This is a genomic window from Nocardioides sp. zg-1230 (genome assembly GCF_013155335.1).
Lineage (GTDB): Bacteria > Actinomycetota > Actinomycetes > Propionibacteriales > Nocardioidaceae > Nocardioides.
Genome location: NZ_JABJQZ010000008.1, coordinates 310105 through 335938, shown reverse-complemented (window position 1 = coordinate 335938; position 25834 = coordinate 310105). Strand labels below are relative to the sequence as shown.

22 protein-coding genes and 2 tRNA genes are annotated in these 25834 nt (G+C 71.4%); 13 read left to right on the top strand and 11 right to left on the bottom strand.

Annotated features, from left to right (window positions below):
* Positions 1 to 22: 22 nt before the first annotated feature.
* Entirely contained in the window at positions 23 to 1078 is a 1056-nt protein-coding gene (locus tag HOO61_RS20895; protein ID WP_253942649.1) for an NAD(P)-dependent alcohol dehydrogenase, read from the bottom strand.
* A 157-nt stretch (positions 1079 to 1235) separates the two neighbouring features.
* On the opposite strand from HOO61_RS20895, the gene HOO61_RS20890 reads away from it, so the two are divergent.
* The gene (locus tag HOO61_RS20890) at positions 1236 to 2138 is read left to right on the top strand and encodes a universal stress protein (protein WP_172261496.1); all 903 of its coding nucleotides are present in this window, start codon (positions 1236 to 1238) and stop codon (positions 2136 to 2138) included.
* Positions 2139 to 2223: 85 nt separating this feature from the next.
* A complete protein-coding gene (locus HOO61_RS20885) occupies positions 2224 to 3390 on the top strand; it encodes an aromatic acid exporter family protein (protein ID WP_172261494.1) in 1167 nt (388 codons plus the stop codon).
* 47 nt (positions 3391 to 3437) lie between these two features.
* Here HOO61_RS20885 and HOO61_RS20880 read toward each other — a convergent pair.
* Positions 3438 to 3513: transfer RNA gene (locus HOO61_RS20880), tRNA-His, on the bottom strand.
* 47 nt (positions 3514 to 3560) lie between these two features.
* Positions 3561 to 4205, bottom strand: coding sequence for an oligoribonuclease (gene orn / locus HOO61_RS20875; protein WP_172261492.1), 645 nt, complete (start codon positions 4203 to 4205; stop codon positions 3561 to 3563).
* Between the two features lie 76 nt (positions 4206 to 4281).
* On the opposite strand from orn, the gene HOO61_RS20870 reads away from it, so the two are divergent.
* Both HOO61_RS20870 and HOO61_RS20865 read left to right on the top strand, forming a co-directional pair.
* Entirely contained in the window at positions 4282 to 5085 is an 804-nt protein-coding gene (locus HOO61_RS20870) for a thioredoxin domain-containing protein (RefSeq protein WP_253942648.1), read from the top strand.
* A 22-nt stretch (positions 5086 to 5107) separates the two neighbouring features.
* Positions 5108 to 6121: an adenosine deaminase gene (locus HOO61_RS20865; protein ID WP_367650265.1), complete on the top strand. Its 1014-nt coding sequence runs from the start codon at positions 5108 to 5110 to the stop codon at positions 6119 to 6121.
* A gap of 23 nt (positions 6122 to 6144) precedes the next feature.
* Here the strand turns inward: HOO61_RS20865 and HOO61_RS20860 are convergent, their stop codons facing one another.
* Entirely contained in the window at positions 6145 to 6303 is a 159-nt protein-coding gene (locus tag HOO61_RS20860) for a hypothetical protein (RefSeq protein ID WP_172261490.1), read from the bottom strand.
* Between the two features lie 224 nt (positions 6304 to 6527).
* On the opposite strand from HOO61_RS20860, the gene HOO61_RS23820 reads away from it, so the two are divergent.
* Positions 6528 to 7145, top strand: coding sequence for a hypothetical protein (locus HOO61_RS23820; protein ID WP_216659158.1), 618 nt, complete (start codon positions 6528 to 6530; stop codon positions 7143 to 7145).
* Positions 7146 to 7543: 398 nt separating this feature from the next.
* On the opposite strand, the gene HOO61_RS20850 is transcribed toward HOO61_RS23820, so the two are convergent.
* The 3 genes from HOO61_RS20850 to HOO61_RS20840 all read right to left on the bottom strand — a co-directional run bounded on the left by HOO61_RS20850 (position 7544) and on the right by HOO61_RS20840 (position 11448).
* Positions 7544 to 7619, bottom strand: a tRNA-Arg gene (locus tag HOO61_RS20850).
* A gap of 112 nt (positions 7620 to 7731) precedes the next feature.
* Positions 7732 to 9726 carry a collagen binding domain-containing protein gene (locus HOO61_RS20845; RefSeq protein WP_172261488.1) on the bottom strand — a complete coding sequence of 665 codons (1995 nt, stop codon included), beginning with the start codon at positions 9724 to 9726 and terminating at the stop codon, positions 7732 to 7734.
* A gap of 336 nt (positions 9727 to 10062) precedes the next feature.
* A complete protein-coding gene (locus HOO61_RS20840) occupies positions 10063 to 11448 on the bottom strand; it encodes a dicarboxylate/amino acid:cation symporter (RefSeq protein ID WP_172261486.1) in 1386 nt (461 codons plus the stop codon).
* A gap of 261 nt (positions 11449 to 11709) precedes the next feature.
* Here HOO61_RS20840 and HOO61_RS20835 point away from each other — a divergent pair, with 261 nt between their 5' ends.
* From HOO61_RS20835 to HOO61_RS20825, 3 genes are all read left to right on the top strand, one after another.
* Positions 11710 to 12324 (top strand): hypothetical protein, encoded by a 615-nt coding sequence (locus tag HOO61_RS20835; RefSeq protein ID WP_172261484.1) that lies wholly within the window; start codon positions 11710 to 11712, stop codon positions 12322 to 12324.
* 36 nt (positions 12325 to 12360) lie between these two features.
* A complete protein-coding gene (locus HOO61_RS20830; RefSeq protein WP_172261482.1) occupies positions 12361 to 12963 on the top strand; it encodes a hypothetical protein in 603 nt (200 codons plus the stop codon).
* Between the two features lie 182 nt (positions 12964 to 13145).
* Positions 13146 to 14528: a vanadium-dependent haloperoxidase gene (locus tag HOO61_RS20825; protein WP_172261480.1), complete on the top strand. Its 1383-nt coding sequence runs from the start codon at positions 13146 to 13148 to the stop codon at positions 14526 to 14528.
* Here the strand turns inward: HOO61_RS20825 and HOO61_RS20820 are convergent.
* Together HOO61_RS20820 and HOO61_RS20815 are read right to left on the bottom strand one after the other, a co-directional pair.
* Entirely contained in the window at positions 14525 to 15688 is a 1164-nt protein-coding gene (locus HOO61_RS20820; RefSeq protein WP_367650264.1) for a methyltransferase domain-containing protein, read from the bottom strand. The genes HOO61_RS20825 and HOO61_RS20820 overlap by 4 nt on opposite strands.
* Positions 15681 to 17081 (bottom strand): aminopeptidase P family protein, encoded by a 1401-nt coding sequence (locus HOO61_RS20815; RefSeq protein ID WP_367650263.1) that lies wholly within the window; start codon positions 17079 to 17081, stop codon positions 15681 to 15683. Before HOO61_RS20815 ends, HOO61_RS20820 begins: the two co-directional genes overlap by 8 nt.
* 108 nt (positions 17082 to 17189) lie before the next feature.
* Between HOO61_RS20815 and HOO61_RS20810 the strand changes: the two genes are divergently transcribed.
* The 5 genes from HOO61_RS20810 to ettA all read left to right on the top strand — a co-directional run bounded on the left by HOO61_RS20810 (position 17190) and on the right by ettA (position 24089).
* A complete protein-coding gene (locus HOO61_RS20810; RefSeq protein WP_172261478.1) occupies positions 17190 to 18308 on the top strand; it encodes a PrsW family intramembrane metalloprotease in 1119 nt (372 codons plus the stop codon).
* A complete protein-coding gene (locus tag HOO61_RS20805; RefSeq protein ID WP_253942647.1) occupies positions 18305 to 20068 on the top strand; it encodes a GTPase domain-containing protein in 1764 nt (587 codons plus the stop codon). The genes HOO61_RS20810 and HOO61_RS20805 overlap by 4 nt, the downstream gene beginning before the upstream one ends.
* Before the next feature lie 39 nt (positions 20069 to 20107).
* Entirely contained in the window at positions 20108 to 21763 is a 1656-nt protein-coding gene (locus tag HOO61_RS20800; protein ID WP_172261476.1) for a GTP-binding protein, read from the top strand.
* Positions 21764 to 21928: 165 nt separating this feature from the next.
* On the top strand, positions 21929 to 22330 hold the full coding sequence (locus HOO61_RS20795; protein WP_172258959.1) for a single-stranded DNA-binding protein: 402 nt from the start codon (positions 21929 to 21931) through the stop codon (positions 22328 to 22330).
* Between the two features lie 76 nt (positions 22331 to 22406).
* Positions 22407 to 24089 carry an energy-dependent translational throttle protein EttA gene (gene ettA / locus HOO61_RS20790; RefSeq protein ID WP_172258960.1) on the top strand — a complete coding sequence of 561 codons (1683 nt, stop codon included), beginning with the start codon at positions 22407 to 22409 and terminating at the stop codon, positions 24087 to 24089.
* Between the two features lie 3 nt (positions 24090 to 24092).
* Here the strand turns inward: ettA and HOO61_RS20785 are convergent, their stop codons facing one another.
* Together HOO61_RS20785 and HOO61_RS20780 are read right to left on the bottom strand one after the other, a co-directional pair.
* A complete protein-coding gene (locus HOO61_RS20785) occupies positions 24093 to 24584 on the bottom strand; it encodes a MarR family winged helix-turn-helix transcriptional regulator (protein ID WP_172258961.1) in 492 nt (163 codons plus the stop codon).
* Between the two features lie 35 nt (positions 24585 to 24619).
* Complete coding sequence (locus HOO61_RS20780; RefSeq protein ID WP_172258962.1) at positions 24620 to 25834, bottom strand: acetyl-CoA C-acetyltransferase; 1215 nt, start codon at positions 25832 to 25834, stop codon at positions 24620 to 24622.

Sequence of the window (25834 nt, the reverse complement as noted above, 5' to 3'; positions counted from 1 at the left end):
GGGCCCGGTCACGGCTCGGACGTCAGCGCGTGAACGTGTCGTTGGGCACGATGACGGCCCGCCCGGTGACCTCGCCGTGGGCCAGGTCCTGGTAGGCGGAGACGGCGTCCTCGAGCGGGTAGATCGTCGTCGTGGCGTGGAGGAGGCCGCGGCTCGCGAGGTCGAGCACCTCCACCAGCTCGCGACGGTTGCCCCAGTAGGTCGTCTGGACGCTGGCCTCGTAGGGCAGTCCGAAGAAGGAGACGGGCAGCGTGCCGCCGGCGATGCCGACGATCGTGACGTCGCCCAGCTGGCGTACGCACGCGGCGGACGTCGCCAGGGTCTCGTCGGAGCCCACGAAGTCGATCACCACGTCGGCCCCGCGGCCTCCGGTGGCTTCCCGGATGCGCTCGACGGTGTCGGGTCCGGGGTCGAGGACGAGGTCGGCACCGAGCTCGGCGGCCTGGTCGCGGGCGCTCTCGCGTCCGTCGACCGCGATGACCCGCGCCGCGCTGACCGCCTTGACGACCTGGAGCCCGAGGTGGCCGAGGCCGCCGACGCCGATCACCACGGCGGTGGTCCCGGGGCCGAGCTTGCCCAGGGAGCGGCGTACGGCGTGGTACGGCGTGAGCGCGGCGTCGGTCAGCGGGGCTGCGTCGACGACCCCCAGTCCGTCGGGGATCGGCACGAGGTGCCGCGCGGCCGGCACCAGCATGTAGTCGGCCATGCCTCCGTCGAGACCCAACCCGCCTCCGCCGCCGGCCACCGGGGCGAGGTCGGGGCGCTCGCAGTAGGTCTCCAAGCCGTCGAGGCAGTGGTCGCACGTCCCGCAGCCCCACGCGCCCACGACGGCCACGGCCTGGCCGATCTCCAGACCGGTGACGCCCTCACCGAGGGTGTGCACCCAGCCGGCGTTCTCGTGACCGAGGGTGAAGGGCGGGTTCCACGGCAGGGTGCCCGGCTCGAACTCGTGCATCAGGTGCAGGTCGGAGTGGCAGGCCCCGGCGGCGCCCACCTGCACCAGCACCTCACCGGGGCCCGGCTCGGGCACCGGGACCTCCTCGAGCACGGGCTCGCTCTTCCACTCGTTCAGGCGCAACGCACGCGTGTCGACCTCCTCAGGTTCGCGCCCATCCTCGTGCCGGAGACGCCCCGGCGCGAGGGCCCTTTGCCGAGGGGCGCCGGGACGAAGGACCCTTCGTACGACGCCGCGGCAGGCGAAGAGTGGAGGCAGAGGACCAGTCGAGGAGGACGTCATGACCGAGCAGCGCACCACTGCACGCGGGCCCCGCATCGTGGTCGGGGTCGGGCCGGAGGAGTTCGGGTCCGCGCTCGCGTTCGCTGCCGCCGAGGCCCTGCGGGCCGGGTGCGGGCTGCACCTGGTGCACTCCGTCGACCTGACCCCGATCCCGGCAGACCACGTGCTGATCCCCGCGGCCGACGTCGAGGCGTGGGGCGCCGAGCGCCTCGCAGAAGCGGTCAAGATGGCCGACGACGTTGTCGGCGACGCCGTGCCCGTCACCCACGAGCTCGTCCGGGGCACGCCGGTGGGTGCCCTGGTCGAGCTCGGCCGCACGGCCCGGATGGTCGTGGTGGAGCACCGGCACCTGTCGCGGCTGTCCCGCATCGTGAACCGCACCGTCGCCGGTGGCGTCGCCGCGCACCTGCGGGTGCCCGTGGTGGCTGTGCCGAGCGGCTGGCGTCCCGAGGGGAAGCAGCGGGTGGTGGTCGCCGGCGTCGACGTGGCCGACCGCTCCGACGAGGTGCTGCGCGCGGCGCTGGCCGAGGCCCACGCCCGTGGTGCGCAGCTGCGACTCGTCCACTCGTGGTCGTTGCCGCGGCCCTACGAGGGCGCGCTGACCCCCGAGGACGTCCAGCGCTGGTCCGACAGCGCCCGGGCCGAGGTCTGTGCCGCGCTCGACCGCGTCGGCGACCTCACCGCCGCGACAGACGCCGACGTGCGGGTCGAGCAGGGCCGCGCCGCCGAGAGCCTCGTGCAGGGCTCCGCCGACGCCGAGCTGCTCGTGATCGGACGCCACGACCCGCTCGTGCCGATCGGCTCGCACATCGGCCCGGTCGCCCGCGCCGTGCTCAGGGAGGCGCGGTGCCCCGTGCTGCTCGCGAGCCCGCGGCCGCACCGGGCGGTCTACCACCCGTAGCGGTCACGACGTCTCGCCCCTCCTTCGGGATGCTTGCGCCGCCCGCCGACGTCCGTAGTGTCGATCGGTGAGGGAGAGGAGCACCATGAGGGAGAACGTGAGGGAGAGCGCGGGGGAGAAACCAGGGGAGAGGTTCGGAGAGTGGTGGAGGCAGCGCGTCGACGACCGGCTCGGTGACCCGATCTGGTGGAACGACGTCCTGCAGCTGGCCAAGACGGTGCTGGCGGCCGTCGCCGCGTGGGTCATCGCGGCGAGCGTGCTGGACCTGCCCCAGCCGTTCCTGGCGCCGTGGGCGGCGCTGCTGGTGGTGCACGCCACCGTCTACCGCACCTTCTCCAAGGGAATGCAGCAGGTCGCCGCGACCGTGGTCGCCGTGGTGCTGGCCACCCTGGTGGGGGAGGCCCTCGGGCTGAGCACCGGGGCCATCACGCTGCTGCTGGTCGTCGCGCTCGTGCTGGGGTCCGTGCCGTGGCTGGGGGCTGAGGCGACGACCATCGCGACGACCGGCCTCGTCGTCCTCACCACCGGCTTCGAGGACGACGTCATGCTCGTCTCCCGCCTGCTCGACACAGCGATCGGCGTCGCCGTCGGACTGCTCGTCAACGTCGTGGTGTGGCCGCCCCTACGTCGCCACACGGCTGCCAAGTCGCTCGACCGCGTGGACGACGCCATCGGCGAGCTGCTCGCCGACATGGCCGGTGGGCTCGGTGACGGGTGCCAGGACGAGGACGTCACTGGCTGGATCGAGCGCACCCGGGACATCGACAAGGACCTCGACCACGCGTGGGCGCTCGTGCGGCAGGCCGAGGAGAGCGCCCGGATGAACCCCCGACGCTCCGCGCGGTCGATGAAGAACCCCCGCGAGTGGCACGAGCTGCTGCGGCGGATGGAGCAGGCCGTCGCCGAGACCCGCAGCCTGGCCCGGACCCTCGGCGGGCAGCAGGCGCACCGTGAGACCTGGGGGGAGGCCTTCGCGGACCCCTGGATCTCGATGCTCGGCGACGCCGGCCGGGCGACCAGCGACGCCGACCCCGCCGCGCTGCTCGACGTACGCCGCCGGCTGGAGGCGTTCACCGAGGAGCTCCGGGCCACCGAGCGCTCCCCCGAGTGGCCCGTCTACGGCGCGCTGATCATCAACCTCCGCAACATCATCGACGCCATGGATCGCGTCGCCGAGGCCAACCCCATCGGCTCGGCGCGGGTGCCGATCCGGGTGCCCGCGCGCCGCCCGGCGGGGCCGGGTGGCGCCTGAGGACGACTCGAGCCCCCGACCTGGGAAGGTCGGGGGCTCGATCTGTCTGGGGTGAGTAACGGGACTTGAACCCGCGACATCCGCCACCACAAGGCGGCGCTCTACCAGCTGAGCTATACCCACCATGTCCCGCAGCGCGGACGCTGCGGACGACGAGAAGTGTAGGGCACTCAGTCCGCGGAGCCGGAATCGGCGTCCGTGTCCGGCCCGAGGCCCGTCAGCTGCCCACCGTGGCGCGCTGCGATCTCCTTGGCCCTGGTGCTGTCGGGACCGGGCTGGGGCACGAAGACGGCCTCGCGGTAGTAGCGCAGCTCCTCGATGCTCTCCTGGATGTCGGCGAGGGCGCGGTGGTTGCCCCGCTTGGTGGGCGCGGCGAAGTAGGCCCGCGGGTACCACCGGCGGGAGAGCTCCTTGATCGAGGAGACGTCGACGATCCGGTAGTGCAGGAACGACTCGAGATCCGCCATGTCGCGTGCGAGGAACGCGCGGTCGGTGGCCACGGTGTTGCCGGCCAGCGGCGGGCGGGTCCCGTCGGGACAGTGCTCCTTGATGTAGTCGAGCACCTGCTGCTCGGCCTCGGCGAGCGTCGTACCGCTGTCGAGGGCGTCGAGTAGGCCCGACTTCTCGTGCATCGACCGCACGAACTCGACCATCTGGTCGAGGGCCTCCTGCGAGGGCTTGATGATGACGTCGACGCCCTCCCCGAGGACGTTGAGCTCGAAGTCCGTCACGAGTGCCGCGACCTCGATGAGCGCGTCGGCCCCGAGGTCGAGTCCGGTCATCTCGCAGTCGATCCACACCAGTCTGTCGTTCACGACGGGCCACCCTACTTGGACGCTCTCAGCGTCGACTCAGCCTCGCCTCATAGGGTCAGGGGTGCACCACCTGCAGATGAGCACACCGATCACGAAGGAAGCCTCGATGGCGCAGAAGAAGAGCTCGCACAGGACCGCTGAGGAGAAGGCGGCGACCGCGGCCAAGCGGGAGGCCCGCCGGGCGCGGACCGAGCGCGCCCGGGCCGAGGCCGAAGAGCGCCGCAAGAAGGCCAAGCGCAAGGAACAGCTCACCCGCTTCGGCCTGATCGGTGCCGTGCTGGTCCTCATGGTCGGCGGCTACTTCCTGGTCACCAACCTCGGCTCCGACAAGCCCGACACCGCGCCGGCCGGCGCGAGCGGCGACTACGGCCTGGTCGTCGGCGACGCGGACGCGCCGAAGTCGATCGTGATCTACGAGGACTTCCTCTGCCCCTTCTGCGGGCAGCTCGAGCAGACCGTCGGCGACCAGCTCGACGAGGCCGTCGAGGCGGGCGACGTCAAGGTGGAATACCGCCCGATCGCGTTCCTCGAGCGGATCAGTGACTACTCGCCGGAGGCCGCCAACGCGTTCGCCGTGGTCCTCGACGAGTCCGGTCCCGAGGTCGCGAAGGAGTTCCACGACCTGCTCTTCGACAACCAGCCGGCGGAGTCGGGTCCCTTCCCCGACAGCGACCAGCTCGTCGAGTGGGCCGTCGAGGCCGGTGCCGATGAGGACGCCGTACGCCCCGGCATCGAGGACATGGCCTTCGAGGGCTGGGTCGAGGCGGCGGGCGACGCGGCGGGCGACGCCGACGTCAACTCCACGCCGACCGTGCTCGTCGACGGCGAGGTCGTCGAGGGCGAGACGCTGCAGGACATCGCCGCCCAGATGGTCGGCTGAGGTCTCTGCGACACTGCGGGGCGTGAGCCTCCAGTCCTTCATCGCCGGCCTGCCCAAGGCCGAGCTGCACGTCCACCACGTCGGGTCGGCGTCGCCGCGGATCGTCTCCGAGCTCGCGGCGCGCCACCCGGCGGCGGGCGTGCCGTCCGACCTCGAGGAGCTGCGGGAGTTCTTCACCTTCCGCGACTTCGCCCACTTCATCGAGGTCTACCTCGCCGTCGTCGACCTGGTCCGCACGCCGGAGGACGTCCGGCTGCTGACCTACGAGGTCGCGCGCGAGATGGCCGAGGGCCAGAACCTGCGCTACGCCGAGCTCACCTGCACGCCGTACACCTCCGTGGTCCGCGGCATCCCGATCGAGGCCTACACCGACGCCCTCGAGGACGCGCGCCTCGCCGCGGAGCGTGACTTCGGGCTCGTGCTGCGCTGGATCTACGACATCCCCGGCGAGTCCGGGCTGCCTGCCGCCGACGCGACGCTCGAGTACGCCCTCGAGCACCGCACCGACGCCCTCGTGGGCTTCGGCCTGGGCGGGCCCGAGATCGGGGTCCCGCGGGCGCAGTTCAGCGGCCACTTCGACGCCGCCCGCGCCGCCGGTCTGCGGTCGGTGCCGCACGCCGGGGAGACCACGGGGCCGGAGACCGTGTGGGAATCGTTGCGCCTGCTCGGTGCCGAGCGCATCGGCCACGGCGTCTCGGCCGCACAGGACGCCGAGCTGCTCGCGCACCTGGCCGACACCGGGGTGGTGCTGGAGGTCTGCCCGACCTCCAACATCGCGACCCGGGCCGTCGACCGGATCGAGGACCACCCGCTGCGGACGTTCGTCGACGCCGGGGTGACGGTGACCATCAACTCCGACGACCCGCCGATGTTTGCCACGTCGCTCAACCGCGACTACGAGGTGGCGGCCGGCCTGCTCGACCTCGACGAGCGGGGAGTGGCGGACCTGGCGCGTGCGGCCGTCGACGCGTCGTTCGCGCCGGCGGACGTCAAGGCGCGCATCAGCGCCGAGATCGAGGCGTACGCCGCGGGCTGAACCCGGGCCCGACGGCGGTGGGGTCAGGTGTCCGCGCGGCCACCGGGCCCGCGGTGCGACGGCAGCTGCTTGGCCGTGCGGACGCTGGTCGGGTCGAGCACCGCGAGGACGTACAGCAGCACGCCGATGCCTGTGAGCACGCCGAGCACGGTCAGGAGGCTCAGGCCCAGGTCCTGGTACATCGGGACTCCGATCTGGTGGGGGGATGCGACAACGGCCCCGTACCCGCGCTGTGCAGGCGCATGAGCGCAGGCCCACCCGCAGGGCGGTGACCGCCGGGGTAAACGTGAGTTCGACCGGGTGTCCTACCCGTTGGGGTATGACCGTGACGAGCACCCGTGCCTAGCGTCGAGCGGAGGGAGCGGCACATGCCGCTTCGCGGGAGGCAACACAATCGGAGGGGAACATGAACCAGTTCACGAACGTAGCCCGGCGGCTCGCCGCAGGAGCGGTGGTCGCCCTGGCCATGACCGTCGGCCTCACCACGCTCACCGTCGCCTCGTCGTCGGCGGCGCCGACGTCGAGCAAGTCGGTGGTCGGCAAGTCCGATGCCGGCAAGATCACGAGCAAGGTCGTCGGCAAGACGTCGACCGGTGACAAGGTCGGCGGTTCGTTCACCCCGATCAAGGTCATCGAGCGTGACGGCGTGATGTACATGAAGGGCTTCATGAACGGCGTCATCAAGGACGCCGGACCCAACACGAGGTTCTCCGGGATCCAGACCATCCCGATCAAGAAGATCAACGGCAGCCCGCTCGTCGACGGTCGCGTCGCCGCCAACGCGGCCGCGTGCGACATCCTCAACCTGGTGCTCGGTCCGCTGGACCTCAACATCCTGGGGCTGCAGATCGACCTGCAGCGCGTCGTGCTCGACATCACCGCGGTCCCTGGTGCCGGCAACCTGCTCGGCAACCTGCTCTGCGCGGTCGCCGGGCTGCTCGACGGCGGTCCGCTCGCCGGGCTCCTGGGTCAGCTGCAGACCCTGCTGAACCAGATCCTGGCCGCGCTCAACCTGGGCGTCTGACGGTCCTGCCCGACGACTGACGCACGCTGACGGCCCGGAGCCCGGAGGTCAACGACCTCCGCTCCGGGTCGTCGTACGTCTGGCGCACCCGTCCCCGGGCAAGCATTCGGCCCCGCTACCTCATACGTGGCGGGGCCTGACCACATCCTGCTGGCGCGGCGCGCTGTCCGCGGGGAGGTCGCCGGGCGTGTCGCTCGCCCGTCGCCGAACGTAGGCAGTCCGCCCAGCCACTCAGGCTGCCCACGCTCGGGCGGACCCTCGGCCGACGCCAACTGCCTACGTTGGTCAGAACAGCACCATGCAGGCAGTTCGCGATGCTCGCCGCCGATGTCGCGCTGATGGAGCCCGCGCGAGCGGCGAACTGCCTGCATGGTGCTCCGGGTCGTGCGACATCACATTGGCGCCCCCGGCAGGACTCGAACCTGCAACCCACGGATTAGAAGGCCGTTGCGCTATCCATTGCGCCACGGGGGCCTGCGGGGAGCAGTATCCCAGCCGCCCCGCCGCACGTGACACACGGCAGGGCCCGGACCCACGGAAGTGGGCCCGGGCCTGCAGTCATCTCTTGGTCGGTGGTGTCGTCACCTCACGGGTCGACCACGATCGTGCACACGAGCGTGGTGTCGGGGTACGTCGGCAGCAGGTCGGGGATGGGGAGCGAGCCGTCACCGTTGGTGCCGGTGGCGATGTCGTCCACAGCGTTGCCGTCGCCGTCGACGCAGCTGATGGTCGACGCGGTGCCACCGTCGACCTGGGAGTCGACCGAGACCGTGACGTCGGTCAGCGGCGTGTTGTGGAAGCTGACGTCTGCTTCGTTGTCAGCACCACCACACGCGTCCTCAGTCGTCACCTCGACCGTCTTCTGGTCATCGTCGCTGACGTAGCCAGGGGGCACGGTCTCGGTGACCGTGTAGGCGCCGACGAACGAGCTCAGCAGCAGGTTGTCGACGCAAGCCACGCCCTGGGCGTTGGTGACCGCGGTGAGGCCTGCGGCCGGCAGTCCTCCGCCGGTGACGGTGAAGGTCACGCCGGCGTGCGGGTGGTCGCCCGATCCGTCGGCGGCGTGCTTCCGCGTCTTGGTGATCTCGATCGCGCCCCTCTCACGGGCGTCGTGGAAGGTGCAGGTGACAGTCTCCCCGCCGCTCAGTCCGATGGATGCCGGGTCGGACCCGTCGTCACACGTGGCCGAGACCAGGTTCCAGCCGGCCGGCACCGTCTCGGCGACGTCGTACGTGCCCGGGCTGAGGTCAGCGAACGTGCGGGCGTCCTTGCCGGCCGCACCTGCCGCTGTCGTGGTGAGGGTGAACGGCGAGGGCGAGAGCGTGCCGCTGGTGAACGCGAACGCGCCCTGGCCGTCGTCGGTGATCTTCTCGACGATGATCGTGCCCCGCGCCCGGTTGGTGTAGGTGCAGTCGAGGACGTCGCTGTCGCTGTTGATGTCGAAGGTCACCGTCGCACCGACGATCGTCGGTGTGACGCCGCTGCTGGCGCCGCAGTTCACATCGACGAAGTCCCACCCGTCCGGGATGACGTCCTCCGTCACGGTGTAGCCCGTGCCGAACAGGACCGTGTCGTTGTAGTTCTTCACCCCGTCGTCGGCCAGCTGGAACGTGTTCGGCGACAAGGGGGAGGTCTCGAAGGACTTGGTGTAGCCGAACAACGTGGTGTTGGGGTCCTCGTCCGGGTCGGTCTGCTTGCGGATGATGACGTTGCCGCAGTTCTGGAGGTCGATGGGGACCGGCGACACGAAGTCCTTCAGCTGGGAGTTGAACGCGTCGGACGACCGGCTCTTCAGCATCGCGCTGCCGAAGGACGAGCACTCGTCCGGCTTGAAGAGCAACCGCAGGTCGATCTGCGCCTCGCCAAAGGTCCTTGCCTGCTTCTCGCCGGTGGTGATCAGCCCGTCGGAGTCCGCAGCCGGGATGGTCGAAGAGTTGATGGTGCCGGCAGCGCAAGGACCGCCGCCACACGCCGTCGACTGGTCGAGGTCCGTGGTCGGTCCCCACGCCGTGCCGGTCCAGGCCCGGGCGGTGATGTCCGCGCGCGAGCCGCCCTGGTCGATGGCGTACTCGATGAGCAGGTCGCCGACGGTGCGGACGACGTTCGGTCCCGACGAGCAGGGGGTCGACGACTGGTTGAACTCGAAGTCCATCAGCGTGGTCCCGCTCGGGTCCGAGACCCGGCTCCACGCCAGGTTGAGGAATCCGGGGTGTGTGCCGGTTCCTGCCTCCTCGTAGACGTGGAAGCTGAGCAGGTCGCTCTTGTTGGGCGGGATCGAGTCGGTCGTCTCGCCGGGACACGCCGTGTCCTCCTTGACGCCACCGGCATAGGAGTTGTCGCCGGTGCCGTTGACCTTGTCGGTCGCCCGGATCTCGGAGACGTTCGCCCAGTCGAGCGAGGGCGGCGCCGCATCGTCGACCTTGAGGTTGGCGTCGACGTCGATCTCGAAGTTGCTGCCCGCCAGCGACGCTTCGGGATGGCTGGCGAAGGCGCCGGTGCTCGCCATGGTGAGCACCAGGATGACAGGAGCCGCTATGGCCGCCGCCTTCCGGATCCTGCTCTTGCGTATGCGTGAGTGCATGCCGAAATCTCCTCTGTGAGAAGGCGTTCGGTCGCTGTCGACGTGGAGGTCGGGGCCTGACACCCGGAGGGAGCGGGTCTCGGCGCGCGCGCGGCGGCCGTAGGGGGATAGACGATCTGATCGTGTCGCCTCACCCGAAGGGGTGCATTGTGTCAACCGTCCCCGTTCGGTCCCGATTCGCCGCAAGTTCGGCGACTTCGGTCAAGGAGCGTCGGAGGGTCGGTATGGGTCCAGACCAGTCCAGACCGATTCTGAGGCCGCAATGGGGACCGCGAACACGCAGACGCCGGCCCCGGTCGCGTGGACCGGGCCCGGCGTCGTTCGAGACGGGCGCCGTCAGGCCGCGGTGGTCGCCGGCTCCCGGACGTCGTCCTCGCGCCAGGCGTCGCGCCCGCGCGGGGCGTCGTACGCCGCCTGGTCGAGGATGCCCTCGCGCTTGGCGACGATCGTCGGGACGAGCGCCTGGCCGGTGACGTTGACCGCGGTGCGGCCCATGTCGAGGATCGGGTCGATCGCGAGCAGCAGGCCGACGCCCTCGAGGGGCAGCCCCAACGTGGACAGCGTCAGCGTGAGCATCACCGTCGCGCCGGTGACGCCGGCCGTGGCGGCAGAGCCGATCACCGAGACGAACGCGATGAGCAGGTAGTCGGTGACCGACAGGTCGAGGCCGAAGAACTGCGCGACGAAGATGGCCGAGATCGCGGGGTAGATCGAGGCGCAGCCGTCCATCTTGGTGGTGGCGCCCAGCGGGACCGCGAACGAGGCGTAGGACCGCGGCACGCCGAGGTTGCGCTCCGTCACCGACTCGGTGACCGGCATGGTCCCGATCGACGAGCGCGACACGAAGGCCAGCGAGATCGCCGGCCACGCACCGGAGAAGAACTGGCGCACCGACAGGCCGTGGAGGCGGAGCAGAGTCGGGTAGACGCCGGCGACCACCAGGGCGAGGCCGGCGTAGACCGCGACGGTGAACATGCCGAGCGAGCCGAGGGCGTCCCAGCCGTAGCTGGCGACGGCGTTGCCGAGCAGGCCGACGGTCGCGATCGGGGCCAGCAGGATGATCCACCAGAGGACCTTCTGCACCACGGCCAGCGCGGAGCGGACGAACGCGAGGAACGGCTCGGCCGCCTCGCCGACCTTGAGGGTGGCGATGCCGACCGCGATGGACACGACGAGGATCTGGAGCACGTTGAAGGACAGCCCGACGGAGCCGTCGTCGGAGGCGGAGCCCTCGAGCCCGAGCACGTTGGCGGGGACCAGGCCGGTCAGGAAGTCGAGCCACGACCCGGTGGTCGACGGCGCCGACGCGGCGTCGGAGGTGACGCTCGTGTGGTCGCCGGGCTGCAGCACCAGGCCCAGCACGATGCCGATGACGACCGCGATCAGCGCGGTGATGGCGAACCACGCCAGCGTCCGCCACGCGAGCCGGGCGGCTCCGGTGACGTCGCGGAGGTTGGCGATCGACGCGACGATCGCGAGGAAGACGAGCGGTGGCACGACGGCGCGCAGCAGCGTGACGAAGGTGCCGCCGATCGTGCTGAGCGTCTCGGTGAGCCAGTTGGGGTCGACCTCGCCGGTGGTGGCGTCCACGCCGTCCGCACCCATGCTGCGGGCGACGAGACCGAGGACGACGCCGAGGACCAGGCCGATCAGGACCTGCACGCCGAACGAGGGGAGCCGGAAGCGGTTCTGCTTCTTCTCCGCCGTAACAGAAGTATTCATAGTGAAAAAGTAACCTTTTCGAGAGGCGACCCGCCAGGGGTACGCCGGGACCGGAGGTGCGGGGACGGTCGGGAGGCGCGGTCAGCGACAGAGGGCGCTCTGGGTGCGCGCGAGGTCCACGGCGCGACGCTGCGTCAGCAGGTCGCCGACGGTCGCGGGGACGGGGGAGGAGGGGCGCACGACTGGTGCAACGGCAGGTCCGCGCCGCCGATTCCGTGGTTCGCCTCACACTGGACGGGGTTCACCCCTAGGTTTCGCCGGGTGACCCGACTCGCCACCTGCCTTCTCGCCGTCATGCTGCCGACCGCCCTCCTCCTCCCGGCTGCCGCCCACGCCGAGGAGGTCGTGACCGCGGACCCGGCCGCCGACGTGCTGGCCCTCGGCCCGACGGAGCAGGGCGGTGGCGATCTGGACAACCTCCTGCCCGCGCCCGAGAACCTCACCGCTGACGTCGTACGCACGACCGTCGACCACCGCGCGTCGCGCCTCCGGGTGCGCCTCGACCTGCGCGACCTCGGTCGTTCGCGGACCTACTTCGCGGTGCTGGAGGTGCGCACTCCTGACGGCAGCTTCGAGGTGGAGACCGAGAACCTCGGTCGGCGGGCTGAGGTCGACATGACGCGCCGGAGCCGCGCAATCGAGTGCCGGCGGCTGCACGCCGCCGGGAACCAGGCATCGTCACGAGTCACCGTCACGATCCCGACGGCGTGCCTCGGCGACCCGCGGTGGGTGCAGGTCGGGGCGGGCGTCGCCTCGGTCGAGACCGTGACGTCGGCCGACGGCGCTGAGGAGATGGTCGTGCTCGCCGACGACGCCCACCGCGCCGGGGAGGTCCGCGAGAGGATCGCCCTCGGTCCGAAGGTCCGCCGGGGCTGAAGACGCCGGCGACCACCCGGCCCTACGCTCCGTCACATGTCGCCACGTCTCGGTCCGCGCCTGGTCCCACTGCTCGTCCCCGCCGTCCTCCTCGCGCCGGCCCCGGCCCACGCGGAGAGGGTCGCGACGCACGACCCCGTGGGCGACGCCGGTGTCCTCGGCTGGGTCGCGGACGAGGACGCGGAGCTCCCGCCGACTCCTGACCCGTCTCCGGCGGACATCGTGCGTACCGTCGCCGCGCACGGGGACAGGCGTCTGGGCATCACGGTCCACTTCACCGAGCTCGCCGGCGTGCGGGAGCACTCGATGCAGGTGCTCGTGCGGACCCCGGCGGGTGCCTACCGCGTCGAGGTCGACAAGAAGGAGGGGCGGCGGGTGCGGACGACGATCACCCGCAGGTGGGAACAGGTCGACTGCCGCGCGCTCCGCGCCCGGTACGACACCGGTGCCGACGCGGTCGCGGTGTCCGTGCCCACCGCGTGCCTCGCGTCGCCCGACTGGGTCCGGTTGGGGATCAAGGCTTTCGCCCCGCTCCCCATGACCGACCCTGCCGTGATGGCGTCCACCGTCGACGACGGGCACACCGACACCTATCAGGTGACCAGGGTGAGCACCGGCCCCAGGATCCGCCGCGGCTGACGGTTCACCGCGCCCGGTCACACCCGTCCCGCAGGAGAACACCCAATCCGGGGAATGGTCGTCGTCGGCACTCAGGAGTTCACTGGAGATGCCATATCCACTCGAGGCCGTCCGGAGTGTTGGCCCCCCGCGTCCTCGCAAGCCGAGGAGGGGCGATGAGAACCAAGGGCATCCTGTCTGTCGTGTCTGCCATGGCAGCCGTGCTCGCGCTCGGGAGCGTGTCGGGGCCGGCCAGTGGCGAGGCGCGTGAGCGAGCGGCGGCCGCGCGATCCGGCGGTTGGGCGGCCACCTCGGGCGACGCCGTCCGTGCGTGGAACACCATCGCCGTCAACACGCTGGTCGCCCTGCCGGGGAACGCCGGAGGGGCGCCACCTGCCGCGCAGGTGCACGTCGGCATGGTCCAGGGGGCCGTGTACGACGCGGTGAACGCCACCGAGCCCAAGCACTACCGTCCGTACCTGCTGGATCGTCGCTTCTCGGCCCGCGCCTCCAAGGACGCGGCGGTGGCTGCGGCGGCGTACGGCGTGCTGCGCCACCTCGTCTCGACGGTGCCCAACGTCGCCGACGCCAACCGCGCGACGCTGCTCGCGACGCTCGCCACGCAGTACCAGGCCGCGCTCCAGCCGATCGCGGACGGACCGTCCAAGACCAAGGGAGTCGACGCCGGTGAGGCCGCCGCGGCGGCCATGATCGCCGCCCGCACCGACGACGGCCGCTTCGGCCCGTCACAGTGGGTGCCGAACACCGCTCCGGGCCACTGGTGGCCGTCGCTGAACGCGGCCGGCGCGCAGATCCTCGACCCGACGCCGTGGGTCGGCACGGTCGACCCGTTCCTCATGACGTCGTCCTCGCAGTTCCGGACGGCGGGGCCGGTCTCGCTCACCAGCGACACGTGGACGCGCGAGTTCAACGAGGTCAAGTCGCTCGGCGCGGCGAACAGCACGGCGCGGAGCCCCCACCAGACCTACGTCGCCAGGTGGTGGCAGAGCACGCCCGTGCTCAGCTGGAACGAGGTCGCCCGCAACCTCGCTGACCGCGACGACCTCGACGCCGTCGACACCGCGCGTCTCCTCGCGATGACGAACCTGAGCGGAGCCGATGCGGCGATCAACTGCTGGAACGACAAGTACCACTGGGACTTCTGGCGGCCCTGGAACGCGATCGTGCGGGCGGAGGAGGACGGCAACCCGGCCACGGCCCCGCAGGCGGACTGGACGCCCCTGATCTCCGCGCCCTACCCCGATCACCCGTCCGGCCACCTGTGCCTGGACGGTGCGCATGCCGGAATCCTTGCGAAGTTCTTCGGCGACACCGTCCCGGGTGGTTTCCAGATGACCAGCATCTCCACGCTGCTGGCTCCGGCGCCCGCCGATCCCCGGGTGCGCACGTTCGGCTCGTTCTCGCAGGTTCTCGACGAGCTCGTCGAGGCCCGTATCTGGGCAGGTCTGCACTTCCGGACCGCTGACGTGCAGGCGAGGCTGCTGGGGTCGAACGTCGCCGACCACGCCGCGGAGAACTACTTCCAGCCGGTCGGGCGAGGGAGGGAGGCGCGTCGTCGGCACTAGCGGGACAGCAGCACCATCACCTCGTAGTGGGTGGTGTGCGGGAACATGTCGAGCACCCGCGCCTCGACGGGACGCAGCGACGGCATGAGCGCGAGGTCGCGCGCCAGCGACTCGGCGTTGCACGAGGAGTAGACGACGTGGCCGACGCCTGAGTCCTCGAGCCAGCCGGCGAGCTCGGGGCCGGTGCCGCGTCGGGGTGGGTTGACCACGACGAGGTCGGGCACGTCAGGAGAGGCCAGCGCGTACGCCGTCGCGTCCGCGGCGACGAACCGCGCGTCGGCGCCCAGCTCGGTCGCCGTCGCCGTCGCGGCGGCGGTCGCATCGACCGAGACCTCGACCCCGAGCACCTCGCGCCCCTCCCCGGCCAGGTGGAGCGCGAACCCGCCCACGCCGCAGTAGAGGTCCCAGATGGTCCGCACGTCGGGCAGGGCGCCCACCCAGGAGCGAGCCTGGTCGTAGAGGGCCTCGGCGATTGCGGTGTTGGTCTGGAAGAACGACCGCGGACCCAGCCGCAGGGCCACCCCCGTCGTGAGCCGCATCGGCAGTGTAGAGGCCTCTGTGAGCACGATCTCGCGCTCGCCCTCGAGCACCGCCTTGTGCTCGTGCTGCACGTTGATCGTCACCACCCGCAGCGCCGGCACCGCCTCGAGGAGCACCGGCAGGCGGGACCGGACGCGCGCCTCCAGCGCCGTCGAGCGCATCACCAGCCGCAGCATCAGCTCGGCGTCGCGCGACTCGGTGAGCAGCACGTGCTTGAGCTCGCCGGCTCGAGTCGCGACGTCGTACGGCGTCAGGCCGGCGTCACTCGCCCACGAGGCGATGCGGTCGAGGGCTGCCCGCAGACCTTCGGAGTGCAGGCCGCAGTCGCGCAGGTCGATCCCGGCGAGGTCGCGATCGAGGATGCCCAGCGTGGGTGCGTCGACGGTGCCACCGACGGCCATCTTGGCCTTGTTGCGGAAGCCCGCGTCGGCGCCGGCGACGGGCGGCAGCCACACCGGGGAGTCGACGAGCGCGCGTGCGTGAGCCTCCTTGTCGGCCAGCTGCTGAGCACGCGGGGTGCCGAGCAGCGTGCACGACCGGCACCGGAACGCGTCGAAGTGGTGGCAGCGCGGCAGCCCGTCGACGACCGTGAGGCTGGGTGCCGGCGTGGCGTCAGCCACCGATGCGGGAGCCCATCCACTCCTCGACGTCGGCGGACGTGCGGGGGAGCGAGGCCGAGAGGTTCCGGTTGCCGTCGGCGGTGACGAGGATGTCGTCCTCGATGCGGATGCCGATGCCGCGCAGCTCCTCGGGGACGAGGAGGTCGTCCTCCTGGAAGTACAGACCCGGCTCGACGGTGAGCACCATGCCCTCGGCGAGGTCGCCCTTGGGGTAGATGTCGACCGACGAGCGACCGCAGTCGTGGACGTCCATGCCGAGCATGTGCGACGTGCCGTGGAGGGTCCAGCGGGCGTAGACCTTGGACTCCGGGTCGAGGGCCTCCTCGGCCGACACCGGCAGCAGCTGCATGTCCTCGAGGCCGTGGGCGAGGACCTTCATCGCGGCGTTGTGGGCGGCGAGGAACGGCACGCCGGGACGTACGGCGTCGATGCCGGCCTGCTGCGCCTGCTGCACGAGGTCGTAGAGCTCGCGCTGCAGGGGCGTGAACCGGCCGTCGACGGGGAGGGTGCGGGTGACGTCGGCGGTGTAGAGGTTGTGGCCCTCGACACCCATGTCGAGCAGCACGAGCTTGCCCGGCTCGATGGCGCCGGTGTTGTCGATCCAGTGCAGCGTCGTGGCGTGCGAGCCGCCCGCGCAGATGGAGTCGTAGCCGATGTCGTTGCCCATCGCGCGGGCGCGGCGGAAGAAGGTGCCCTCGATCCAGCGCTCGCCGAACTCGCGCACCCGGTCCCACTCGCGCACGGAGTCCTCGAAGCCGAGGGTGGTGATGTCGCAGGCTTCCTGCAGCTCGCCGATCTCCCACTCGTCCTTGACCAGCCGCAGCTCGTCGGCGACGCGGGCGAGGTCCTCGTCCGTGGTGATGTCGCGGGTCTTGCGGCCCATCGATGACTCTGAGTCGAACGAGGGCAGGTCCTTGACGTGGCGCACCTCGATGCCGAGCGAGTCGGAGATCTCCTGCGCCGAGGGGCGGCGTCCGGCCCACAGCTCGCCGTACTGGCGGTCGCGGAAGAACTCGTCGGTGTCGCGCTCCGAGCGCGGGCGCGCGTAGAGCACGGACTCGCCGTCCTCGACGACCAGCACGGCGTCGGAGGTCTGGTTGCCGGAGAAGTAGGTGTGGGCCGTGTCGGGCCGGAATCGGTAGTCGGTGTCGTTGGCGCGCACCTTGTAGGTTCCCGCGGGCAGCACGAGACGGTCGTCGGGGAACGCGGCGGCGAGCTTGGCGCGGCGCTCGGCGGCCCGGTCGGCGACGGGGTGTCGCGGCATGTCGAGCGCGCGGTCGCCCCAGCCCTCGCGCATGAAGGCGGCGTAGGCGGCCGGCACGGCGGGGTCGTGCGACTCAGCCCCCGGGTGGTGGAGGGGTTCGGTGCTCTCAGGGGTCGTCTGCTCGCTCACGCGGTCACTGTACGACGCCGAGCGCTGCCGGAGAGACGCGATCGGGTGGCCCCCCGGAGGGGTGCGGCGAGGCGGGCCCGCCGCGCGTGCTCCGTTAGGGTCGGACCCATGCAACGAGGCCGCCGCGACAGTGTCGCGTTCACCATCGTGGTGGCCGCACTGGTGCTCCTCGGCGGGGTCGTGATGGCGGTGGTCGTCGCGTTGTCCGGTGCTCCCGGATCCCTCGCGCTGGCCGCCCTCCTGGCCGCGGTCCCGGTGGGGCCGCTGGTCGGCTGCTTCATGTGGCTCGACCGCTACGAGCCCGAGCCGCGCAACCTCCTCGTCGCCGGGCTGCTCTGGGGCGCGTTCGCCGCCACGGGAGCGGCCCTCGTCTTCCAGGGCCTCGGCCTCGCCGGCGGTGCGACCGAGCGCGACGTGCTGAACGTCGTCGCGCCCGTCACCGAGGAGGTGACCAAGGGCGCCTTCCTGTTCCTGCTCCTGTGGTGGCGTCGGCACGAGCTCGACAGCGTGCTCGACGGCATCGTCTACGCCGGCATGGTGGGCATCGGGTTCGCCTACACCGAGAACATCCTCTACCTCGCGGCCGCCTACGACGGCACCGACGGGCTCGGCCCCGGCGGCACCAGTGCGCTGACGGCCACCTTCGTGGTCCGCTGCCTCATCAGTCCGTTCGCCCACCCCTTCTTCACCGCGTTCATCGGCATCGGCGTGGGCCTGGCGATCACCTCGCGGCGGGTGTGGGTGCGCCTGCTCGCGCCCGTCGCGGGCCTCGCGTTGGCCGCGCTCCTCCACGGCGTGTGGAACTCCTCCACCGTGTCGGGCACCGGCGACTTCTTCGTCGTCTACGGCACGCTGATGTTCCCCGCCTTCCTCGGCGTCGTCGCGTTCGCGGTCTACCGCCGCCGATCCGAGCGACCTCTGCTCGCCGAGGCCCTGCAGGACGCCGCAGACCGGGGCCTGCTGCCCGCCACCGACATCCCGTGGCTCGTCGACCTGCGCGCCCGCCGGCACGCCCGCAGGTGGGCCCACCACCAGGGTGGGCCGCTGGCCGAGCGCGGCATGCGGGACTACCAGGCGGCTGCCATCGAGCTCGGCTACCTCCACCACCGCTACCTGCGCGGCACGGCGCCGACCGACTTCTCCGTGCGTGGCCAGGAGCACGTCGAGGAGCTGCGCCGGATCCGCCCCTACATCTCCTTCCCCGGACAGGTGGTTCCCACGCGATGACAGGCCCCGACAGCACGACCGCCATGGTGACCGCCCTGGTGCGGCTGCGCGGCGCCCTCCAGGAGGCGCGGCTGCCCCTCGAGCTCCCCGGCGCCGAGGAGCAGCGCGCCGCGCGTGCCGAGATGGTCGACCAGCTTGAGGACTACGTGATCCCGCGCCTGATGACCCTCGACGCACCGCTGCTCGCCGTCGTCGGCGGCTCCACCGGCGCCGGCAAGTCGACGCTGGTCAACTCCCTCGTCGGCACCCGCGTCACGGCTCCCGGCGTCCTGCGTCCCACGACGCGCTCGCCCGTGCTCGTGCACCACCCGGACGACGCCCGCTGGTTCGGCCAGGACCGCCTGCTGCCCGAGCTCGAGCGGGTCGAGCGCCAGACCAACGACCCCGCCGCGCTGCAGCTCGTCCCGTCACCGGTCATGGCACCCGGCCTCGCCGTCCTCGACGCCCCCGACATCGACTCGGTCGAGGAGCAGAACCGCGTGCTGGCGGCCCAGCTGCTCGCCGCCGCCGACCTGTGGCTCTTCGTCACCTCGGCGGCCCGCTACGCCGACCAGGTGCCGTGGGACTTCCTGCGCAAGGCAGCGGACCGCTCGGCCGCGGTGGCGATCGTCCTCGACCGCACCCCGCCCGAGGCGGTCGACACCATCACCACCCACCTCGCTCGGATGCTGGCCAGCCGCGGGCTGAAGGACTCCCCGCTGTTCGTCGTCGAGGAGGGCGAGGTCTCCGACATGGGGCTGCTGCCCTCGTCGTCGGTCATGGAGATCCGGCAGTGGCTGCGCGCCCTGGCCGAGGACCAGGAGGCGCGCCAGTCGGTGGTGCAGCAGACACTGGACGGCGCGATCCGCACGCTGGCTCGTCGTACGCACTCGGTGGCGGACGCCGCCACCGAGCAGGTCGATGCCGTACGCCGCCTGCGCGAGGACGCCAACGAGGCCTACGACCGGGCCGTGACCGCGGTCGGTGAGGCGTCTGCCGACGGCACCCTGCTCCGCGGCGAGGTGCTGGCCCGCTGGCAGGAGTTCGTCGGCACCGGCGAGCTGCTGCGCTCGCTGGAGACCCGGGTCGGCTGGATCAGGGACCGGGTCGTCAACGCCGTCAAGGGCAAGCCGCAGCAGGCCGAGCGGGTCACCGTGGCCGTCGAGTCGGGCCTCGAGACGCTCATCCTCGAGCACGCCGAGGCCGCGGCCGAGCGCGCGGAGGCCTCCTGGCGCAGCACGGCCGCCGGGCAGATCCTGCTCCGCGACGCCGGCGAGGACCTCGGCCGCGCGTCCCGCGACTTCCGCCGGCGTGCCGAGCGGGCGGTGCGCGACTGGCAGTCCGACGTGCTCGACATGGTCCGCACCGAGGGTGCCGAGAAGCGCTCGACGGCGCGCTTCCTTGCCTTCGGCGTGAACGGGCTGTCCGTGGCGCTCATGGTCGTCGTCTTCGCCCACACCGCGGGGGTCACCGGAGCCGAGGCCGGCATCGCCGGCGGCTCCGCGATCCTCGGCCAGAAGCTGCTCGAGGCGGTCTTCGGTGACCAGGCCGTGCGCTCGCTGGCCGAGCGCGCCCGGCAGCGGCTCGAGGCTTCCATGCGCGACCTCCTCGACGCGGAGCGGCGTCGCTACACCGACCTGCTCGACACCATGGAGGTCGTGCCCGAGACCCCCGAGCGGATGCGCGCCGCGGCACGCAAGGTCGACGACCTGCGCTTCGCCGCGACGCGCCGCGCCCCCGAGGTGGCGGCCGACCCGGGCAGCGCGGATGACGCCCCCTAGGGTTGGGGTGCACAGCACCACTCGGACGGTGAGGAAGTCATGACGTCGTTGCTCGAAGGGGCCAAGAAGCTGGTCACCAGGAGCTCTGACATCGGCGCGCGCGTCGACGGACTCGAGCGCGCCGCCGAGGCGGCGCGCGGTCGGGTCGACGACGCGGTCGTCGACGACGCCAGCGCGGTGGCCGCCCGCGCCGCGAGCCGGCTCAAGCTGTCCGCGGAGCACACGGTGGTCGCACTCGGCGGCGCCACCGGCTCCGGCAAGTCCTCCACCTTCAACGCGCTGAGCGGCCTCGAGCTCGCCGCGGTCGGCGTACGCCGTCCCACGACGTCGTGGGCCACCGCGGTCGTGTGGGGCAAGCAGGGCGCCGAGGAGCTGCTGGAGTGGCTCGGCATCCCCGCCCGCCACCAGGTCACCCGCGACTCCATGCTGTCCAAGGCCGACGAGGACGTCGAGATGCGCGGCGTCGTGCTCCTCGACCTTCCCGACCACGACTCCACGGAGGTGTCCCACCACCTCGAGGTCGAGCGGCTCGTCCAGCTCGCCGACATGATGGTGTGGGTCCTCGACCCGCAGAAGTACGCCGACGCCGCGATCCACGACCGCTTCCTCAAGCCCCTCGCGGGCCACCAGGACGTGATGCTGGTCGTGCTCAACCACATCGACACCGTCCCGGAGGACCGCCGCGCGGGCATGGTCGACGACGTACGCCGCCTCCTCGAGGCCGACGGCCTCGCCGGGGTCCCGGTGCTGCCGGTCAGCGCTCGCCACGGCTGGGGCATCGAGGAGCTGCGCGGCATGATCGCCAAGCGCGTCGCGGAGAAGAAGGTCACGCGCTCGCGCCTCGAGGCCGACGTGCGCTCCGCGGCCCAGCGCCTGGAGACGGCGACCGGCGCCGGCAAGGTGCCGACCCTGTCGAAGGAGCGCGTCGCCGCGCTCAACGACGCGTTCGCCGACGCGGCCGGGGTGCCCACCGTGGTGAAGGCGGTGGCCGACTCGACCCGGATGCGTGCCAACCGCGCGACCGGCTGGCCCGTCACCGCGTGGTTCTCGCGCCTCAAGCCCGACCCGCTCAAGCGCCTCCACCTCGACCTCGGCTCGGCGGGCAAGGAGCTCACCGGCGCCGCGCGCACCTCCGTGCCGCAGGCGACCGGTGTGCAGCGTGCGCGCGTCGATACCGAGGTGCGCGCGCTCGCCGACCAGGTGGGGGAGGGCATGGCGCCGTCCTGGGCCAGCGCGGTGCGCGCTGCGTCGGTGTCGCGTCTGCCCGACCTCGGTGACCGCCTCGACCGCGCTGTCGCCGCGACCGACCTCGGCGCGACGAAGATCCCGTGGTGGGCCGGCGTCGTGCGCGTCCTGCAGTACGTCCTGATCCTCGCCGCGATCGTCGGCGCCGGCTGGCTCGCGCTGCTCACCCTGGGGTCCTACGCCCGGCTGCCCGAGCCGCCCACCCCGGAGGTGGGCGCCTTCCCGCTGCCGACCCTCCTGCTGCTCGGCGGGATCGGCCTCGGCCTGCTCCTCGCCCTCGTCTGCCGCTGGCTCGTCGCGCTCACCGCGCGCTCGCGCGCCCGGGCTGCCGACAAGCGGCTGCGCGACGGGATCTCCGAGGTCTCGGCGGAGCTGGTCGTGGCCCCGATCGAGGCCGAGCTCGCCTCCTACGCCGCCGTCCGCGACGGGCTGTCGGCCGCCCTGCGCTGAGCTGTCGCCACTCGGCCGCGCTGGGCCACGAATCGTCCACAGCCCGGGCCGATCTCCCGTCGTCCACAGGATCGACGCGACCGCAAGCTCCGGCGTCGGTCGTCGGCCGGAGCCTTGGGGCAGGTGCGGCGGACCAGCTGCCGCGGACGACCAGGAGGCACACACATGAACGACACGCGGATCACGCTGACCGGATGGATCGGCGGCGACGTCACCTTGCGAGAGCTCACCGACGGGCGGGCCGTCGCCAGCTTCCGGATGGCGTGCACCCCGACGCGCTACCGCGACGGCGAGTGGGTCAAGGGCACCCCCACCTGGCACACCGTCAAGGCATGGAACCGCTTGGGCCGCCACGTCGCCAGCTCGCTCGCGAGCAGCGACCCCGTGGTCGTGCACGGTCGGCTGGTTGCCGACGTGTGGGAGCGAGACGGAAAGCCGCAGACGTCCTTCGAGGTCGTCGCCTCCGCGGTGGGCCACGACCTCTCGTTCGGCACCACGGTCCTCACGCGCCCGGTCCCGGCGAGCGAGCCCGCGCCCGAGGTGGAGCAGCCGGCCCGGGCGGCCTGACGCCGGGCGCCTGACGGGTCGTGGGCCGACGGGTGCGATTGTCGGGGCGGGGTCGCTTCCCCGTAGGCTCGCCCGCATGGCTGAGTACGTCTTCACACTGCGCAACGTGCGCAAGGCCCACGGTGACAAGGTCGTCCTCGACAACGTCACCCTCTCGTTCCTCCACGGCGCCAAGATCGGCGTCGTCGGACCCAACGGCACGGGCAAGTCCTCGTTGCTCAAGATCATGGCGCAGCTCGACCACGCCAACAACGGCGACGCGATCCTCGACCCCGAGGCGACCGTCGGCATGCTCCAGCAGGAGCCGCCGCTCAGCGAGGGCAAGACCGTGCTGGAGAACGTCGAGGAGGCCGTCGGCGAGCTCAAGGCCAAGATGAAGCGCCTCGAGGACGCCTACATGGAGATGGGCGACCCCGACGCCGACCAGGACGCTCTCATGCAGGAGACGGGCGACCTCCAGACCGAGCTCGACAACGCCAGCGCGTGGGACCTCGACAGCCGTCTCGACCAGGCCATGGACGCCCTGCGCTGCCCGCCGCCGGACGTGCTCGTCGACAACCTCTCCGGTGGTGAGCGCCGCCGCGTCGCGCTGTGCAAGCTGCTCCTCCAACAGCCCGACCTCCTGCTCCTCGACGAGCCCACCAACCACCTCGACGCCGAGTCCGTCCAGTGGCTCGAGGGCCACCTGGCGTCCTACCCCGGTGCCGTCCTCGCCGTCACCCACGACCGGTACTTCCTCGACAACGTCGCGCAGTGGATCCTCGAGCTCGACCGCGGCAAGGCGCACCCCTACGAGGGCAACTACTCGACGTACCTCGAGACCAAGAAGGACCGTCTCAAGGTCGAGGGGCAGAAGGACGCCAAGCGCGCCAAGATGCTCGAGAAGGAGCTGGAGTGGGTCCGCTCCAACCCCAAGGCCCGCCAGGCCAAGAGCAAGTCGCGTCTGGCGCGCTACGAGGAGATGGCGGCCGAGGCCGACCGGATGCGCAAGATCGACACCTCCGAGATCAACATCCCAGCGGGTCCGCGCCTAGGTGACGTCGTGCTCGAGGCCGAGAAGCTCGGCAAGGGCTTCGAGGGCCGCACGCTCATGCACGACGTCTCGTTCAAGCTGCCCCGCGCCGGCATCGTCGGCGTCATCGGCCCCAACGGCGTCGGCAAGACCACGCTCTTCCGGATGATCACCGGCCAGGAGCAGCCCGACGAGGGAGACCTCACCGTCGGTCAGACCGTGAAGATCTCCTACGTCGACCAGAGCCGTGGCGGCATCGACCCCAACAAGAACGTCTGGGAGGTCGTCTCCGACGGCCTCGACTTCATCAAGGTCGCCAACTTCGAGATGAACTCGCGCGCGTACGTCGCGTCGTTCGGCTTCAAGGGTCCCGACCAGCAGAAGAAGGCCGGCGTGCTCTCCGGTGGTGAGCGCAACCGCCTCAACCTGGCGCTGACGCTCAAGATGGGCGGCAACATGCTGCTGCTCGACGAGCCCACCAACGACCTCGACGTGGAGACCCTGTCCTCGCTCGAGGACGCGCTCCTCGACTTCCCGGGCTGTGCCGTGGTCACCTCGCACGACCGGTGGTTCCTCGACCGCGTCGCCACCCACATCCTGGCGTGGGAGGGCGACGAGGAGGACCCGGCCAAGTGGTTCTGGTTCGAGGGCAACTTCGCCGCCTACGAGGAGAACAAGATCGAGCGGCTCGGCATCGAGGCCGCCCGCCCGCACCGGGTCACCCACCGGCGCCTCACCCGAGACTGAGTGCTACTGGCGGATCTCCGACTCCGGGTGCCGGTTGACGAGGTGGTCGGACACCCGGTCGAAGACCCGTCCCACCGCCGCGAAGTCCTCCGCGGGCACGAGGTCCACGATGTTGCGTCGCACGCTCTCGACGTGGCACGGGGCCGCCCGCACGAGCAGGTCGTAACCCGTGTCGGTCATGGTCGCCACGACGCCGCGCCCGTCCTCGGGCGTCGTGCCGCGGGTGACGTAGCCGACCGCCTCCATCCGGGCGACCGTGTGCGTCACCCGGCTGCGCGAGTGGGCCATCGCGTCGGCGAGCTGGGCCATCCGCATCGCCCGCCCAGGTCGCTCGGACAGCCGGACGAGCACCTCGTACTCGGTCAGCGACATGCTGAACTCGCGCCGGAGGTCGTCGTCGAGACGCTCCAGCAGCAGGGTGATCCCCATCATCAGGGCGCGCCAGGAGTGCTGCTCGTCATCACCGAGCCAGCGCGGCTCCCCCGTCGTGGTCATGGGGCAAGCCTAGTGCGCGAACGCCCCGGAACGGCTCAGGAGAGCCGTTCGAGGATCATCGCCATGCCCTGGCCGCCGCCCACGCACATGGTGATCAGGCCGGTCGTCTTGTCGTGCCAGTCCAGGCTGTTGAGCATCGTGTTCTGGAGCCGGGCGCCGGTCATGCCGAAGGGGTGGCCGACGGCGATCGCGCCGCCGTTGACGTTGAGCCGGTCGAGGTCGATGCCGAGGTCCTGGTAGGACGGCACGACCTGTGCGGCGAAGGCCTCGTTGATCTCGACGAGGTCGATGTCGCCGATGCTCATGCCGGCGTACTTCAGCGCGTTCTTCGTCGCCTCGACCGGGCCGAGGCCCATGATCTCGGGGGAGAGGCCGGACACGCCGGTGGAGACGATGCGGGCGAGCGGGGTGAGACCGAGCTCGGCGGCCTTGGTGTCGCTCATGACGACCACCGCGGCCGCGCCGTCGTTGAGCGCGCAGCAGTTGCCGGCGGTCACGACGCCGTCGGGGCGGAACACCGGGTCGAGGCCGGCGATGGCGTCGTACGTCACTCCGGCGCGGGGGCCGTCGTCCTTGGTCACGATCGTGCCCTCGGGCGTCGTGACCGGGGTGATCTCGCGTTCCCAGAAGCCGTCGGAGATGGCCTTCTCGGCGAGGTTCTGCGAGCGGACCGCGAACTCGTCGAGCTCCTTGCGGTCCAGTCCGCGCAGCCGGGCGACGTTCTCGGCGGTCTGGCCCATGGCGATGTAGATGTCGGGCAGCTGGCCGTCCTCGCGCGGGTCGTGCCAGTCCTGGCCGCCCTTGGCCATCTCGTCGGTGCGCCTGCCGGCGTCGGCGAAGAGCGGGTTGCGAGTGTCGGGGAGGTGGTCGGAGGTGCCCTTGGCGAACCGGGAGACCGTCTCGACGCCGGCCGAGACGAAGATGTCGCCCTCGCCGGCCTTGATGGCGTGGAAGGCCATCCGGGTGGTCTGCACCGACGAGGAGCAGTAGCGCGTGACCGTCGCGCCGGGGACCTCGAGGCCGAGGAGGGTGGTGACGACGCGGGCCATGTTGTTGCCCGACTCCCCGCCGGGCAGGCCGCAGCCGAGGAGGAGGTCCTCGATCGCGGTCGGGTCGAGTCCGGGGATCTTGTCCAGCGCGGCCCGGACGGCCAGGACGGTCAGGTCGTCGGGGCGGAAGTCCTTCAGCGAACCCTTGTTCGCGCGTCCGATGGGGGTGCGCGCTGCGGAAACGATCACTGCCTCGGGCAT

What these genes read in the sequence shown, in the direction of transcription:
- HOO61_RS20890 (WP_172261496.1), top strand. Translation starts at nt 1,236, where the DNA reads ATGACCGAGCAGCGCACCACTGCACGCGGGCCCCGCATCGTGGTCGGG.
- HOO61_RS20885 (WP_172261494.1), top strand. Translation starts at nt 2,224, where the DNA reads ATGAGGGAGAACGTGAGGGAGAGCGCGGGGGAGAAACCAGGGGAGAGG.
- HOO61_RS20870 (WP_253942648.1), top strand. Translation starts at nt 4,282, where the DNA reads ATGAGCACACCGATCACGAAGGAAGCCTCGATGGCGCAGAAGAAGAGC.
- HOO61_RS20860 (WP_172261490.1), bottom strand. Translation starts at nt 6,303, where the DNA reads ATGTACCAGGACCTGGGCCTGAGCCTCCTGACCGTGCTCGGCGTGCTC.
- HOO61_RS23820 (WP_216659158.1), top strand. Translation starts at nt 6,528, where the DNA reads ATGAACCAGTTCACGAACGTAGCCCGGCGGCTCGCCGCAGGAGCGGTG.
- HOO61_RS20845 (WP_172261488.1), bottom strand. Translation starts at nt 9,726, where the DNA reads ATGCACTCACGCATACGCAAGAGCAGGATCCGGAAGGCGGCGGCCATA.
- HOO61_RS20840 (WP_172261486.1), bottom strand. Translation starts at nt 11,448, where the DNA reads ATGAATACTTCTGTTACGGCGGAGAAGAAGCAGAACCGCTTCCGGCTC.
- HOO61_RS20830 (WP_172261482.1), top strand. Translation starts at nt 12,361, where the DNA reads ATGTCGCCACGTCTCGGTCCGCGCCTGGTCCCACTGCTCGTCCCCGCC.
- HOO61_RS20810 (WP_172261478.1), top strand. Translation starts at nt 17,190, where the DNA reads ATGCAACGAGGCCGCCGCGACAGTGTCGCGTTCACCATCGTGGTGGCC.
- HOO61_RS20805 (WP_253942647.1), top strand. Translation starts at nt 18,305, where the DNA reads ATGACAGGCCCCGACAGCACGACCGCCATGGTGACCGCCCTGGTGCGG.
- HOO61_RS20800 (WP_172261476.1), top strand. Translation starts at nt 20,108, where the DNA reads ATGACGTCGTTGCTCGAAGGGGCCAAGAAGCTGGTCACCAGGAGCTCT.
- HOO61_RS20795 (WP_172258959.1), top strand. Translation starts at nt 21,929, where the DNA reads ATGAACGACACGCGGATCACGCTGACCGGATGGATCGGCGGCGACGTC.
- ettA (WP_172258960.1), top strand. Translation starts at nt 22,407, where the DNA reads ATGGCTGAGTACGTCTTCACACTGCGCAACGTGCGCAAGGCCCACGGT.
- HOO61_RS20785 (WP_172258961.1), bottom strand. Translation starts at nt 24,584, where the DNA reads ATGACCACGACGGGGGAGCCGCGCTGGCTCGGTGATGACGAGCAGCAC.
- HOO61_RS20780 (WP_172258962.1), bottom strand. Translation starts at nt 25,834, where the DNA reads ATGCCCGAGGCAGTGATCGTTTCCGCAGCGCGCACCCCCATCGGACGC.